At 72.4% G+C, this 14,617-nt stretch carries 11 protein-coding genes; 4 read left to right on the top strand and 7 right to left on the bottom strand.

All coding sequences use genetic code 11. The annotated features are described in order from the left end of the window. The 4 genes from ACX6XY_RS23380 to ACX6XY_RS23365 all read right to left on the bottom strand — a co-directional run bounded on the left by ACX6XY_RS23380 (position 1) and on the right by ACX6XY_RS23365 (position 4,601). On the bottom strand, positions 1-741 hold the full coding sequence (locus ACX6XY_RS23380) for an MIP/aquaporin family protein (RefSeq protein WP_460334127.1): 741 nt from the start codon (positions 739-741) through the stop codon (positions 1-3). Between the two features lie 396 nt (positions 742-1,137). Further along, entirely contained in the window at positions 1,138-2,802 is a 1,665-nt protein-coding gene (locus ACX6XY_RS23375; RefSeq protein ID WP_460334124.1) for an EAL domain-containing protein, read from the bottom strand. Positions 2,803-2,961: 159 nt separating this feature from the next. Next, on the bottom strand, positions 2,962-4,188 hold the full coding sequence (locus ACX6XY_RS23370) for a lipid-transfer protein (protein WP_460334121.1): 1,227 nt from the start codon (positions 4,186-4,188) through the stop codon (positions 2,962-2,964). Then, entirely contained in the window at positions 4,158-4,601 is a 444-nt protein-coding gene (locus ACX6XY_RS23365) for a Zn-ribbon domain-containing OB-fold protein (protein WP_460334118.1), read from the bottom strand. Before ACX6XY_RS23365 ends, ACX6XY_RS23370 begins: the two co-directional genes overlap by 31 nt. A 116-nt stretch (positions 4,602-4,717) precedes the next feature. Between ACX6XY_RS23365 and ACX6XY_RS23360 the strand changes: the two genes are divergently transcribed. Both ACX6XY_RS23360 and ACX6XY_RS23355 read left to right on the top strand, forming a co-directional pair. After that, the gene (locus ACX6XY_RS23360; protein ID WP_460334116.1) at positions 4,718-5,587 is read left to right on the top strand and encodes a M15 family metallopeptidase; all 870 of its coding nucleotides are present in this window, start codon (positions 4,718-4,720) and stop codon (positions 5,585-5,587) included. Positions 5,588-5,711: 124 nt separating this feature from the next. Next, positions 5,712-6,257 (top strand): NUDIX domain-containing protein, encoded by a 546-nt coding sequence (locus ACX6XY_RS23355; RefSeq protein ID WP_460334113.1) that lies wholly within the window; start codon positions 5,712-5,714, stop codon positions 6,255-6,257. A 48-nt stretch (positions 6,258-6,305) separates the two neighbouring features. Here the strand turns inward: ACX6XY_RS23355 and ACX6XY_RS23350 are convergent, their stop codons facing one another. Continuing rightward, positions 6,306-8,717, bottom strand: coding sequence for a glycoside hydrolase family 31 protein (locus tag ACX6XY_RS23350; protein WP_460334110.1), 2,412 nt, complete (start codon positions 8,715-8,717; stop codon positions 6,306-6,308). 197 nt (positions 8,718-8,914) lie between these two features. On the opposite strand from ACX6XY_RS23350, the gene ACX6XY_RS23345 reads away from it, so the two are divergent. After that, positions 8,915-10,897, top strand: coding sequence for an acetoacetate--CoA ligase (locus ACX6XY_RS23345; protein WP_460334107.1), 1,983 nt, complete (start codon positions 8,915-8,917; stop codon positions 10,895-10,897). Positions 10,898-10,984: 87 nt separating this feature from the next. Then, positions 10,985-11,884, top strand: coding sequence for a hypothetical protein (locus tag ACX6XY_RS23340; protein ID WP_460334104.1), 900 nt, complete (start codon positions 10,985-10,987; stop codon positions 11,882-11,884). Between the two features lie 114 nt (positions 11,885-11,998). Here ACX6XY_RS23340 and ptsP read toward each other — a convergent pair whose 3' ends face one another. Both ptsP and ACX6XY_RS23330 read right to left on the bottom strand, forming a co-directional pair. Next, the gene (gene ptsP / locus ACX6XY_RS23335) at positions 11,999-13,669 is read right to left on the bottom strand and encodes a phosphoenolpyruvate--protein phosphotransferase (protein WP_460334101.1); all 1,671 of its coding nucleotides are present in this window, start codon (positions 13,667-13,669) and stop codon (positions 11,999-12,001) included. Between the two features lie 85 nt (positions 13,670-13,754). Further along, on the bottom strand, positions 13,755-14,204 hold the full coding sequence (locus tag ACX6XY_RS23330; protein WP_460334099.1) for a PTS sugar transporter subunit IIA: 450 nt from the start codon (positions 14,202-14,204) through the stop codon (positions 13,755-13,757). Positions 14,205-14,617 lie beyond the last annotated feature (413 nt).

Genomic DNA, 14,617 nt, shown 5'->3' with positions numbered 1-14,617 from the left:
TCAGAAGGCTGCGAGATAGATCAGCGCGCCGAGCGCACCGCCGATCAGCGGACCGGCGACGGGGATCCACGAGTAGCGCCAGTCCGACGTGCCCTTGAACGGAATCGGGAGCACCGCGTGGGCGATCCGCGGACCCAGGTCTCGGGCCGGGTTGATGGCGTATCCGGTCGGCCCGCCGAGCGAGAGGCCGATTCCCACGACCAGCAGGGCGATCAGCAGGGTGGCGACCCCCGAGTCCCCGATGCCCTGGACGTGCTTGTCACCGCCGACGAGCGCCAGGATGGGCAGGACCAGACCGACGGTGGCGATGATCTCCGTGGTGAGGTTCTGGACTGGGTTGTTGATCTCCGGCCGGGTGGAGAAGATCCCCAGCGTCTCCATCCGGTACTTCTCGTCGCGGTTGAGCGCGAACTGTCCATAGTAGAGCAGCCAGGTCAGTACGGCGCCGAGGAAGGCGCCCACCACCTGCCCGGACATATACAGCGGAACCTTGGACCATTCGGTGGTGCCCTCGATGGCGAACCCCAGGGTGACGGCCGGGTTGATGTGCCCGCCGGACAGCGGCGCGGATGTGTACGCCCCGGCGAGCACGCCGAATCCCCAGCCGAAGGCGATGACGATCCAGCCCGCGTCCTTCGACTTGGATTTGTGGAGCAGAACCCCGGCCACCACGCCGGCGCCGAACAGAATCAGGATCGCGGTGCCGATGACTTCGCCGACGAAGATGTCTCCATTGCTCATGGCGGCTCCTAGGCCCTCGGCCGGGGTGTCATGCCCCGGTCCTCCCTGCGGGGGTGCGTACCCACCACCCCTACTTCACCAGAGGCAGGGGAGAACCGCGCCCCGCCCGGCGTCCGTGTGACGAGCGTGCCGACGCAGTCGAATCGCCCGTGGGGGATGGCCCTTTTCGCAGGCAGGGACCCTGGGCGGCGTACTTCCGCATGGTGCCGGTGTGCGGCGATGCCGACTGACACCGGGAAGTGTTCACCGGCACCGTGGCACCGTCAAGGTCGCGGACGCCCCTCGTTTCCCTCACCGCCTCACCTGGTCCCGGCGTGCCGCCCGGCTCGCCCGCACCCGGCCTGCCCGGTGTCACGCGTAACCGTGGTCGGGGCCCGCGTACCCCGTGGTCAGGCTCTACTTGGCGTGTCGTCCTCCCGTTCCGCACCCCGCGCTCGCGCGGGCGCTCCCCGTGCCGCGTCTGGTCCGGTGGCCCGGCGTCCCGGCCCGGCCCAGTACCCAGCTCATGCCGCGCAACGACTTCGCGGCCCGCTTCAGCGGCGCCAGACACGCGGCGGCCTGCCGGTGGTCGCGTACCGTGCCCGGCGGGCAGTCCACCGTCGCCAGCGAGAGCGTGACCGGCCGCCCGCCCGCCGACCAGGGCAGGTCGAGCACCGCGGCGGCGAGCGCGTCGAGCGCCCCAGGCTCGGCCAGCACCAGGAAGTCGTCGCCGCCGATGTGCCCGATCCGCGTCGCCCCGGACGCGGCCCGCCGCAGCGCGCCGCCCACGCTCCGGATCAGCTCGTCGCCCGCGGCGAAGCCCGCACCGTCGTTGACCTGCTTGAAGTCGTCGATGTCCAGCCAGCTGAGCGCGAACGGCCGCGCCTGCGCGATCCACCGGTCCACCTCACCGGCGATCGCGTCAGAGCCCGGCAGCCGGGTCAGCGGGTTCAGCCCGGCGGCCTCCTCGACGCGGCTGTCCGACAGCGCCCGTACGACGTCGGCGAGCCGCACCACGCCCACACACCGGCCCTCCCGGTCCAGCACCGCGACATCGTCGCCACTGCGGTCGGGCGCACCGTCCGCCACCACGTCCAGCACCTCCCACGCGGTGGCGTCCGCGCCCACCGTGCGCGGAGCGTCCGCGAGCCGGACCGCGGGCCGACCCGCGTGCAGCGCGTGGCCGTACCGGCCCGAAAGCGGCAACAGGAACCGGTCCCGGTCCACCGCGCGCACAGGCCTGCCGTACGCGTCCACCAGCAGCACCCCGGACACTCCGGGAGACCCGATGAGCAGCTCCCGCACCTGTCCGGCCGAAGCGGACACCGGCAGCAGCGCCGCCGGGCGTACGAACTGCCGTACGGGCGGGCCCGCCCGCACAGCCGCCGCGGCCGCCTGCCGGGGCACGGGGGCCTGCGGCGGAACGTACACATCCGCGACCGGCCGCCGGGCGGGCGGCGCGAACAGCTCGCCCTGAGCCAGCTGCGCACCGGCCGCCCGCACCGCCGCGCACTGCCGCTCCGTCTCCACACCCTCCACCGCCAGCAGCGCCCCCGACTGCTCGCACAGCGTCCGCATCGCCCGTACGGCGGGCTCCCGCGCCAGCAGCGAGGCGTCCAGCTTGACCAGTTCAGGGCCCAGGTCGACCAGGAGCCGCAGCGGCAGATCGCCGTCCCCGACCCCGTCCACACAGATCCGGAACCCGTCGTCGCGCAGCGCGGCGACCGCTTCCAGCAGGGCCGTATGGGGGACGTGCGTGAACGGCGGCCCGAGGTCGACGGTGATCTCCCACGGCAGACGGCCCGCCTCGTGCACGGCGTCCCGCAGCGCCGCGAGCCCACCGAGATCGGCGGCCGTCGCGGCGAAGACGTTCACATGCAGCGGCAGCAGCGTCTCCTGGCGCGCCGCGGCACGGACCGCGAAGGCGGCGAGCCTGCCGTCGAGCTCCGGGTCGCGGCGCGCCTCGGCGAGCACGTCCCCCGCCTCCGGGCGGGCGAGTATCTCCAGCGCGGCCACGGCCGAGGTCGCCAGGTTGACGACGGGCTGGAACGCGAAGCGCAGAGAGTCGGAACTGGGGGCCACGGCATCATGATGGCCGCCGCGCGGGGGCCACTAGTACCCAGTTCACGAGCTGTTCACGCACGGTTCCCGGCCCATCACGCCACGTACCCTCGGATGGCGGAACGGCCCAGTGCCCCGAGCGGAACGCCTCGACGCCCCATGGCGTCACGCCAGCCGTCCTCAGCGTATGACGATCACCGATGACCCGTGCCCGAACAGCCCCTGGTTCGCGGTGACGCCCACCCGCGCGTCAGGCACCTGCCGGGGCCCCGCCGCCCCCCGCAACTGCCAGGTCAGCTCGCACACCTGGGCGATCGCCTGGGCCGGTACGGCCTCCCCGAAGGACGCGAGCCCGCCGCTGGCGTTCACCGGGACGCGCCCGCCGGGCGCGGTCGCCCCCGCGCGCAGCAGCTTCGCGCCCTCGCCTTCGGCGCACAGTCCCAGCTCCTCGTACCACTGGAGCTCCAGCGACGTCGACAGGTCGTATACCTCCGCGAGCGACAGGTCGTCGGGCCCGACCCCGGCCTCCTCGTACGCGGCCCGCGCGATCGAGGCGCGGAAGGGCACGGACGGCGGCGGCGCGCCCGCCGCCGAGTCCGTGGCGATGTCCGGGAGGTCCAGCACGGTCTGCGGATAGCGCGGCGTGACCGTGGAGACGGCCCGGACCCTGACCGGCGCCCGGACCCCGTGCCGACGGGCGAAGTCCATGCTGGACAGCACCAGCGCGGCGCCGCCGTCCGAGGTCGCGCAGATGTCCAGCAGCCGCAGCGGATCGGCGACGACGGCGGACGCGGCGACCTCGTCGGCGGTCACCTTCCCGCGGTAGCGCGCATGCGGATTGAGCGCACCGCAGGCCGCGTTCTTGACCTTCACCAGGGCGAAGTCCTCGAGGGTGTCGCCGTACACGGCCATCCGGCGGCGCGCGTACAGCCCGAAGTACGCGGGATTGGCGGCCCCGAGCACCCGATAGCGCAGCCAGTCCGGGTCGTCCGGACGATCACCGCCCGCGGGCCGGAAGAACCCCTTGGGCGCCGCGTCCGCGCCCACCACCAGCACGACGTCCGCGAGCCCCGAAAGGATCTGCGCCCGCGCCGTGCTGACGGCCTGCGCCCCCGACGCGCACGCCGCGTACACGCTGGTCACCCGCGCGCCCTGCCAGCCAAGCGCCTTGGCGAAGGTCGCCCCGGCGACATATCCGGGGTACCCGCCGCGCACGGTGCCGGCGCCGACGACGGCCTGGACGTCCCGCCAGGCCACGCCCGCGTCGGTGAGCGCGTCCCGCGCCGCCGCCACGCCGTACTCGACGAAGCTCCGCCCCCGCTTGCCCCACGGGTGCATCCCCGCACCCAGCACCGCAACGTCCTGACCGGGGCCGCTCACGGCGTGCCCACCGGCTGGAAGTGCCATGTCAGCCAGGTGGTCTCGGCGTCCTCGCCGAGCACCCCGGACACCGCCTCGACCTCCATGCCGACCGCCAGCCGCGCGGGCGTCACGCCGGGCGCCGCCTGCCCGAGCACCACCATCCGCTCGGCCGCCAGCTCCACGGCGACCAGCGTGTACGGCTCCCACTCCCGCTCGGGATCAAAGACGTACGGCGCGGGCGGCCGATAGCGCGCGTCGGTGTACGACCAGACCCGCCCCCGCCGCGACAACGGAACCTCCACGAGCTCCGTGCCCGCGCAGTCGGGGTTTCGGCAGAACACGTCCTCGCGGGGAAAGAAGAACGACCCGCACCCCGCGCACCGCGTCCCCAGAAGCCGGAAGGCGTCCCCCTCCCCGGTGAACCAGCCGCTCACCACGGGTGTCCGCGTACGCGCCATGACCCCTCCCGGACGCTCCGGATTCCCCGCCAGCAGATCTGACGGAACGTCAGAAGTGTGCCATGGCAGCCCCGACGGCGCATAGACACCCGCACTCGCTGGTACTAGAGCAAGGTATGAAAGGCATGAGAAGACTCCCCGCCACCCTGCTCGTCGTCGCCTCCGCCGCGCTGCTCACCCTCACCGCGACCGCCGCGCCGACCCAGGCGACCCCCGCGACCCCCTCCGGACCCACACCCGCCCCCGGTCCCGCCCTCGGTCCCGCCCCCGGTCCCGCCTCCGAACCCAGAGCCCCCGAGGAGTTCGTGGCCCTGCGCGACGTGGACCGGACGATCATGCGGGAGATGCGCTACACCACCCGGCACAACTTCGTCGGGGACCGCATCGACGGCTACCGCCAGCCCCTGTGCCTCCTGACCCGCCAGTCGGCCGAGGCCCTGCGCCTGGCGCAGCGCACACTGCTGCGCCAGGGCTACTCGCTGAAGGTGTACGACTGCTACCGGCCACAGCGAGCGGTCGACCACTTCGTCCGCTGGGCCAAGGACCTCCACGACGTGCGGATGAAGCGCGAGTTCTATCCACGCGTCGCCAAGTCACGCCTCTTCGACGACGGCTACATCGCGGAGAAGTCCGGCCACAGCCGCGGCTCGACCGTCGATCTGACCCTCGTACGCCTGCCGGCCAAGCCGTCGCGCCCCTACATCCCCAGCGCACCACTCGTCCCGTGCTACGCGCCCCAGGCCGAGCGCTTCCCCGACAACGCCGTCGACACCGGAACCGGCTACGACTGCTTCGACACCCTGTCCCACACGGACGACCCCCGGATCACCGGGGAGCAGCGCGCCCACCGCGACCTCCTGAAGACCGCGCTCGCCGACGTCGGCTTCCACAACCTCCCTGAAGAGTGGTGGCACTTCACCCACCGCGACGAACCGTTCCCCGACACCTACTTCGACTTCCCCGTGTCCCGCCGCTCCCTCAGCTAAGTCCTCAGCCAGACAAGCCCCCGGCGCGCCCAGGGCCCGCGCGCCCGCAGCCACGGCCGCACCCTGGGCACGCCTACCGGGTACGCCCACCGGGCACAGCCCCGCCATCGGATACAGTCCCCCGATGCGCGAGACCACATCCGACACCGCCAAGCCCCGGCAGCACTCGCACTGTTCGAGCTGCGGCGCACCCTACGCCGCCGCCTCCGGCTGGCCCCGCGCCTGCGCCGCCTGCGGCGACATGGCCTACCGCAACCCCCTGCCGGTCGCCGTCGCCCTGCTCCCCGTACGCGACCGCCGAGGCGCCGGCCTCGCCGTCATCACCCGTACGATCGCCCCCGCCCGCGGCACCGTGGCCCTGCCCGGCGGCTACGTGGACCACCGCGAGGACTGGCGGCGCGCCGTGGTCCGCGAACTGGCGGAGGAGACGGGCATCGAGGCGGCGGCCGACGATGTACGGCTCGCCGACGCGCTCAGCTCACCCGACGGGCACCTGCTCGTCTTCGGGCTGCTGCCCGAGCGGCCGATCGAGGAACTGCCCGCCTCCGTCCCCACCAAGGAGACCGACGGCTGGCATGTCCTCCACGAGCCCGACACGCTGGGCTTCCCGCTCCACACACTCGCCGTACGCGCCTGGTTCGCGGGGCGCTACCGGCACATCGCCCCGTAAGAGCCTGTCTACGCGGTAGCGGTCGCCGAGCCCCGGCGACGGCGACCGCTACACCCCGCGCACCCGCACCGCGTCCTCGACCCTGACCGCCCCGCCCGCACCCCCGCCCGCACCCCCGCCCGCACCTTCACCCTCCCGCTCGACCACGACCCGCCCCCGCTCCCACCGCGTGCTGTACCGCTCGATCTCGGGCCGCTCCCAACCGTCCCCCGCATCGCGCACGACCAACCCGCCCCCGGTACGCCCCCGAGCCGGAGCCCACACCTCCAGCTCCACTCCGCCGCCGTCACCGAGCACCGGCAGCACCGAACCCGCCCGAGCCAGCACCGGAATACGGGACAACGGAGCGTCGAGCAGCACCTGACCAGGCCCCTCGTACGTCCGCCCGGTCGCCGTGTCATACCAGAGCCCTCGCGGCAGCCGCACCGCACGCCGGTCCGCACCCGGCTCCAGCACCGGCGCCACCAGCAGCGCGTCCCCGAGCAGAAACGCGTCCCCGCAGTCCCGCAGCGCCCGGTCCTCCGGCGCCGACCACCACAACGGGCGCACATAGGGAGCCCCGGTGCACCGCGCCAGATGGGACAGCGTCACCAGATACGGATGCAGCCGACGCCGCTCATCGAGCGCCACGCGCGCGTACTCCAACACCTCGGGTCCGAACTCCCACGGCTCCCTGCGCCCCGCCCGCAGCGCCGCATGCGTACGGAACAACGGCAGATACGCACCCAGCTGGAACCAGCGCAGATACAACTCGGGCGACGGGCTGCCGTCGAACCCGCCCACATCGGGCCCCGAGTACGGCACCCCGCACAGCCCCAGACCCAACACCAGCGCCAACGACGCCCGCAACCCCGGCCAGCCGGTCGCCACATCCCCCGACCAGGTGCCCCCGTACCGCTGCATCCCCGCCCAGCCCGCACGCGAGAACAAGAACGGCCGCTCCTTCGGCCGCAACGCCCGCAACCCCTCAAAACCGGCGCGCGCCATGCACAGCCCGTACACGTTGTGCGCCTCACGATGATCGCCGCCGCGCCCCTCCAGCGCGTGCCGCGCCGACCGCGGCAACGTCGTGTCACCGAACGCGGCGAACGAGACCGGCTCGTTCATGTCATGCCAGAACCCGGCGAAGCCCTGCCCGAGCCGCTCCTCGTACAACCCGCCCCACCAGGCGCGCACCTCGGGCGACGTGAAGTCCGGATACACCGACTCACCCGGCCAGACGACCCCCCGCACCAGCCGCCCCCGCGCGTCCCGCACAAACGCGTCCACCCCGCTCCCGGAGTCGTACACCGCGTTGCCCGGCGCGCGCTTCACCGCCGGATCGACGATCGACACCAGCCGGACCCCGTCCCGCCCCAGCTCATCGGCCAGCTTCGGCATATCCGGGAACCGCTCCTCGTCGACCGTGAACACCTGATGCGCGTCATAGTGGTCGATGTCCAGATGCACCGCCGACAGCGGCAACCCCCGGTCCAGGTAGCCCGCGACGACCCGCCGGACCTCCCGCGCGCTGCCGAACCCCCACCGCGCGTGCTGCGCGCCGAGCGCCCAGGACGGCGGCAGCGCGGGCGCGCCGGTCAGCGTCGTCCACGCGTGCAGCACCCGCGCGGGCGTGCCCACCACCACCCAGCACCTGAGCGGCCCGCCCTCCATCCGCAGCTCACAGCCGCCCGCCCGGTCATGCCCCGAGCCCGCGCCCTCCTCGCCCTCGCGCAGCGTCACCCGCCCGTCCCACGGATTGTCATGGAAGACCAGATGGGTACCCGCGTCCGCCACCACCATCTGCACCGGCATCGTGACCGACAGCGGATCGTCGGCGGGCCCGAACGCCCCGCCCGGATCGGTGTTCCACAGCCGGTACGTCCCCTCCCTCAGCCGAGGCCCGCAGGCCCGCCCGCCGAGCCCGAAGAAACGGGCGTCGGCGGCCACCTCCGTACGCTGCGACCAGCGCGCGACGCCCCCGCCCACCGGCTCCCACCACCGGGGCGGCAGATCCCGCCGCAGCACCGCACCGCCCGGAGTGCGCACCTCGACCGCGCCGTGCCGCGACACGCCGACCGTCACGCGCTCGGACACCACCCGCCAGCCGCCCTCCGTGTCCGGCTCCAGCACCGCCCGCGGATCGGGCTCCGGACACCCGTCCGCCAGCGCGTACGAGGGCTCGGGTCCGGCGCCGTCCCAGCCCCAGAAGACCGCGCCGCCGCCCGTCACCGACACCCGCAGCTCGGAACGCGCGAAGCGGACCACACCCCCGCCAGGACCCGGCTCGACACTGGTTACCGGACCCGGAACCCGCGCGCGCTCCGCACCCCTCGCCGCCAGCGCGGCCGCGTCCGCACGCCGCCCGCGCCACGCCGCCCGGATGGCCCGCAGCCCCTGCCCCGTACCCGCCAAGCCGACCGCCCTCGTACCCGCCAAGCCGACCGCCCTCACCGAACGCACCAGGCCACGACCGTCCATGGCCTCACCCTGACACCACGCGCGCGTGCCGCGCAGCCCGTTCAACTGCCGTTCACCCACACCGGTGGCCGACCGGCGGCCGACCCGCCCTGGTGCACCCGCCGATCACATGGCATCGTCCTGCACAGCCGCGTCACGCGCACACCCCGCCCGTGCGCGGACCCGACGCACACACCGCGTACAGCTTGGAGTCGCCCGTGTCCACCGCCGCACCGCAGCCGCGCCCCCTCTGGCAGCCCGACCGGGCACGCATCGACGGGGCCGCGATCACCCGCTTCCAGACCTGGGCGGCCGAGCGGTACGGCGCCCCCGCCAGCGGCGGCTACCCGGCCCTGCACCGCTGGTCCGTCGACGAGCTCGACACCTTCTGGCAGGCCGTCACCGACTGGTTCGACGTACGCTTCACCACCCCGTACGAGCGCGTCCTGGCAGACCGCGCCATGCCGGGCGCCCAGTGGTTCCCCGGCGCCACCCTCAACTACGCCGAACACGCCCTGCGCGTCGCCGCCGACCGCCCCGACGCCCCCGCGCTGCTCTGCGCCGACGAGACCCAGACCCCGCACACCGTCACCTGGTCCGAACTCCGCCGCCAGGTCGGCTCGCTCGCGGCCGAGCTGCGCGCACTCGGCGTACGCCCCGGAGACCGCGTCAGCGGCTACCTCCCCAACATCCCGCAGGCCGTCACCGCCTTCCTCGCCACCGCCGCCGTCGGCGCCGTCTGGACCTCCTGCGCCCCCGACTTCGGCGCCCGCAGCGTCCTCGACCGCTTCCAGCAGGTCGAACCCGTCGTCCTGTTCACCGTCGACGGCTACCGCTACGGCGGCAAGGAGCACGACCGCCGCGACACCGTCGCCGAACTCCGCCGCGAACTGCCCACCCTGCGCGCCGTCGTCCACATCCCGCTGCTCGGCGCCGACGCACCCGAAGGCGCCCTCGACTGGGCCGCCCTCACCTCAGCGGACACGGCCCCGGTCTTCGACCCAGTCCCCTTCGACCACCCCCTGTGGGTGCTCTACTCCTCCGGCACGACCGGCCTGCCCAAGGCGATCGTCCAGTCCCAGGGCGGCATCCTCGTCGAACACCTCAAGCAGCTCGGCCTGCACTGCGACCTCGGCCCCGCCGACCGGTTCTTCTGGTACACGTCGACCGGCTGGATGATGTGGAACTTCCTCGTCTCCGGCCTCCTCACCGGCACCACGGTCGTGCTGTACGACGGCAGCCCCGGCCATCCCGACACCGGCGCCCAGTGGCGCGTCGCGGAACTCACCGGCGCCACCCTCTTCGGCACCTCCGCCGCCTACGTCATGGCCTGCCGCAAGGCCGGCGTCCGCCCCGCCCACGACCACGACCTCTCCCGTGTCCAGTGCGTGGCCACCACCGGCTCCCCCCTCCCGCCCGACGGCTTCCGCTGGCTGCACGACGAGTTCGCCGACCGCCCCGACCCGCTGTGGATCGCCTCCGTCAGCGGCGGCACCGACGTCTGCTCCTGCTTCGCCGGAGCGGTCCCCACGCTCCCCGTCCACATCGGCGAACTCCAGGCCCCCTGCCTCGGCACCGACCTCCAGTCCTGGGACCCCCAGGGCAAACCCCTCATCGACGAGGTCGGCGAACTGGTCGTCACCAACCCCATGCCGTCCATGCCGATCCACTTCTGGAACGACCCCGACGGCGCCCGCTACCACGACAGCTACTTCGACGTCTACCCCGGCGTCTGGCGTCACGGCGACTGGATCACCGTCACCTCCCGCGGCTCCGTCGTCATCCACGGGCGCTCCGACTCCACCCTCAACCGCCAGGGAGTCCGGATGGGCTCCGCCGACATCTACGAAGCCGTCGAGCGACTCCCCGAGATCCGCGAATCCCTCGTGATCGGCGTCGAAGAGCCCGACGGCGGCTACTGGATGCCGCTGTTCGTCCACCTCGCACCCGACGCCGTCCTCGACGACGCCCTGCGCACCCGGATCAAGCGGACGATCCGCGAACAGCTCTCGCCACGCCACGTACCCGACGAGATCATCGAGGTGCCGGGCGTCCCGCACACCCTCACCGGCAAACGCATCGAAGTCCCCGTCAAGCGCCTGCTCCAGGGCACCCCGCTGGAGAAGGCCGTGAACCCCGGCTCGGTCGACGACCTCGACCTGCTGCGCTTCTACGCGGACCTCGCCCGCGACCGCCGCTGACCCGCACCCCCTGACTGTCAGTGCTCACGGTTACGGTGAGTGAGCACTGATCGACCGCGCTCAACCGATCGCGCTCAGGGGGAAACAATGGCGCGCACCAAGCAGGAAACCCAACACACCACCATGCGCCGCACGCTGCGCCGCGAAGTCACCGGCACGTTCGGCCTACTGGCCGACCCGGAGGACTTCGCGGCGATGCGCCGCTACCGCAGCTTCACCTTCGACGATCACCCGACCTACCTCCGCGAGGCCGAGAGACTCCTCAGGACACTCGCCGCCCAGGGCCGCCACACCACCCTCGCGCTCTTCGACCCCGCGGAGTACGCCGAGTTCTGCGCCGACCACGGCATCGACCCCGACACCTCCGCCTCCCGCAGCCGCTTCACCGCCCTGCTCGCCGCCGAAGGACCCACCGTCCCCTACGACGGCAGACCCCTGCGCGACCTGGTCGCCGACCTCATCGAGGAAGCCCTGCGCCAGTCCACCCGCGGCTACGCCGAGGCCCTGCTCGCCGACATCGGGGCATGCGCCGACTGCGGGACGGACATCGGCCAGGCCGCCTTCACCCGCGCACTGCGCCTCGTCACCCGCGTACTGGAGGCCGTCGACAGCGGCACCCACCACCTCGTCTGCAGCGTCACACTCGACAACAGCCCACTCCTGGCAGCGCTGCACACCGACACCACCGACGACGGGACCATCCACATCGACGAAGCCGCCGCGGCGGACTTCTCCCTACTCCTCGCGGCCGGCCTCGCCACCGGCAGCCACGGCGGCATCGTGCTGCGCACCAGCAACCCCGGCGCGGCGGACCAGGTCTTCGGCTGGCGTCTCAGGAACCAGCGACTGCTCCCGCTCACCGCCGCCGAGGTATTCGACGCCTACTGCACCGACAGCCGCACCGGAGAACCCGTCCCACCCGAATCCGGCGTCGAGTACGGCGCCCCACCCGACCTCGGCCCGGACGAACAGGGACACCCGCACTAGAGACGAACAGGAACACCCGCACGAGAAACGCCCGAACACACCACAAGGGGCGTCCCACCACACGGGTGGGACGCCCCTCGGGACCCGATCAGAGCCGGACCAGGACCGCTCGCCTCACTCGCCGGACAGCACGGCCTGCGCGGCCGCCCGCGCCTCGTCCGCGGTGTCCACGGCACGGGCCGCAGCGGCGGCCCGCTCACACTGCGCGAGCGTGTACTTGGCCAGCGTGGCCCGCACATACGGAATCGACGCGGAACCCATCGACAGGGAGGTGACCCCGAGCCCCGTCAGCACACACGCGAGCAGCGGGTCAGCGGCCGCCTCACCGCACACACCACAGCTCTTGCCCTCGGCCCTCGCGGCCTCGGCCGAGGCCGCCACCAGGTCGAGCAGCGCGGGCTGCCACGGGTCCTGCAGCCGGGACACCGCACCGACCTGCCGGTCAGCCGCGAAGGTGTACTGCGCCAGGTCGTTGGTGCCCAGCGACAGGAACTCGACCTCCTGCAGAATCGAGCGCGCCCGCAGCGCGGCGGACGGAATCTCCACCATCGCACCGAACTTCGCCCGCAACCCGGCCTCACGGCACGCGTCCGCGAACGCCTTGGCGTCCGTACGATCGGCCACCATCGGCGCCATGACCTCGAGATACACCGGCAGCCCCTCGGCCGCCTTGGCCAGCGCGGTCAGCTGCGTACGCAGCACCTCGGGGTGGTCGAGCAGAGTACGGAGCCCGCGCACACCCAGCGCCGGGTTCGGCTCATCGGCCGGCGTCAGGAAGTCCAGCGGCTTGTCCGCCCCGGCGTCCAGCACCCGCACCACGACCCGTCCCTCGGGGAACGCCTCGAGCACCTTGCGGTACGCCTCGACCTGCTTCTCCTCGGACGGAGCCTTCGTGCTGTCATCCAGGAAGAGGAACTCGGTACGGAACAGCCCGACACCTTCGGCGCCCGCCTCGACCGCCGCGGGCACATCGCCGGGACCGCCGACATTGGCCAGCAGCGGCACCTTGTGACCGTCAGAAGTGGCCCCAGGACCGGTCGAGGCCGCCAGCGCCGCCTTTCGCTCCTCGGCGGCCCGAGTCAGCTCGGCCCGCTTCTCGGGGCTCGGGTCGACGAAGATGTCCCCGGTGCTGCCGTCCACGGCGATCACCGCGCCCTCGGCCAGCTCACCCGCACCCGGCAGCGCCACCACCGCGGGCACACCGAGCGCCCGCGCCAGAATCGCGGAGTGGCTGGTCGGGCCGCCCTCCTCGGTAACGAACCCGAGCACCAGCGTCGGGTCGAGCAGCGCCGTGTCGGCGGGAGCCAGGTCCCGCGCGATCAACACATACGGCTCGTCGCTGTCCGGCACACCGGGCATCGGCACACCCAGCAGCCGCGCCACGATCCGGTTCCGCACGTCGTCGAGATCCGCGACCCGCCCGGCCATGTACTCACCAGCGCCGGCCAGCAGTTCCCGGTAGTGCGAGAACGCGTCGTACACCCCGCGCTCGGCCGTGCTCCCGACGGCGATCCGACGGTCGACGTCGGCCATGAGCTCCGGGTCCTGGGCGATCATCGCCTGGGCCTCGAGCACATGCTGCGCCTCGCCACCGGCCAGATTGCCACGCGCGATGAGATCGGCCGCCACCGCTTCGACCGCCTGCCGAGCGCGCCCCTGTTCGCGCTCGGCCTCCTCCGCGGGAATCTGCTTGGCCGGCGGCTCGAGAACCGCCGTACCCATGTGCCGAACCTCGCCGATCGCCACCCCGTGGCTCACACCGACGCCTCGCAGCGTTGTCTCCATTTCACCCGTCTCCGATAGATGCGACGGACTGGGCCGTCGCGATGGATGTCGTACCTGCCGCTGTCGCGTCGCGCGACAGCGGGCGTCAGCTCCAGCCGAAGAGCGCGTCCCCGGCCTTCACATCGCTGTCCTCTACGACGTCGGAGAGGGATTCAGCCGTGGCCTCGAGCGCCACGATCGGACACACCGGCGACTTCCCCGCCGCCTCGACGGCGGCGGGGTCCCAGCGCACCACGGCCTGGCCGCGCTGCACGGTGTCACCCTTGTTGACGAGCAGCTCGAAGCCCTCGCCGTTCAGCTGGACCGTGTCGATGCCCAGGTGCGTGAGCACCCCATGCCCCTGCTCGTCGACGACGACGAACGCATGGGGGTGCAGCGAGACAACGATGCCGTCAACGGGCGCGACGGCTTCCGAAGCCTCGCGCGCGGGATCAATCGCCGTACCGGGGCCGACCATCGCGCCGGAGAACACCGGGTCGGGAACCGCGGCGAGCCCGATGGCACGTCCACGGAGAGGGGACGTCACAGTTGTCATAGGGGAGCCTCCCAGGGGTGGAGAGTCATACGCGCCGTCACTACCTGTCCCGGACGACGCACTGTTCAGAAGGGTAAGTCATAAGAAGTCCCGGTTCCCCACGGCTGCTCCCCGTTGGCAGACGTAGCGACGCACCGCAAACGATTTGCGTCGCCCTCACGGGCGTTGTACTGTCGGACACCTGCCTGAGGCCGCACCGCGCAAGCGAAGTGCGAAGCCCCGGCAGCACCTATCTGCTCGATCCTATCCCTGGATACGGCTTCTGCGTGCCCGCAGGACCGTGGTCAGGAAGCGGAAAAAGTCCTGATAGAGTGTGAAACACCGAAGGGAAGCGCTCGGAGGAAAGCCCAGGGAACTGGGTGAGTACAAAGGAAGCGTCCGTTCCTTGAGAACTCAACAGTGTGCCAAAAGTC

The organism is Streptomyces sp. O3 (assembly GCF_054788135.1).
The sequence above is the reverse complement of the archived record's forward strand: the minus strand, read 5'-3'. Positions and strand labels throughout refer to the sequence as shown.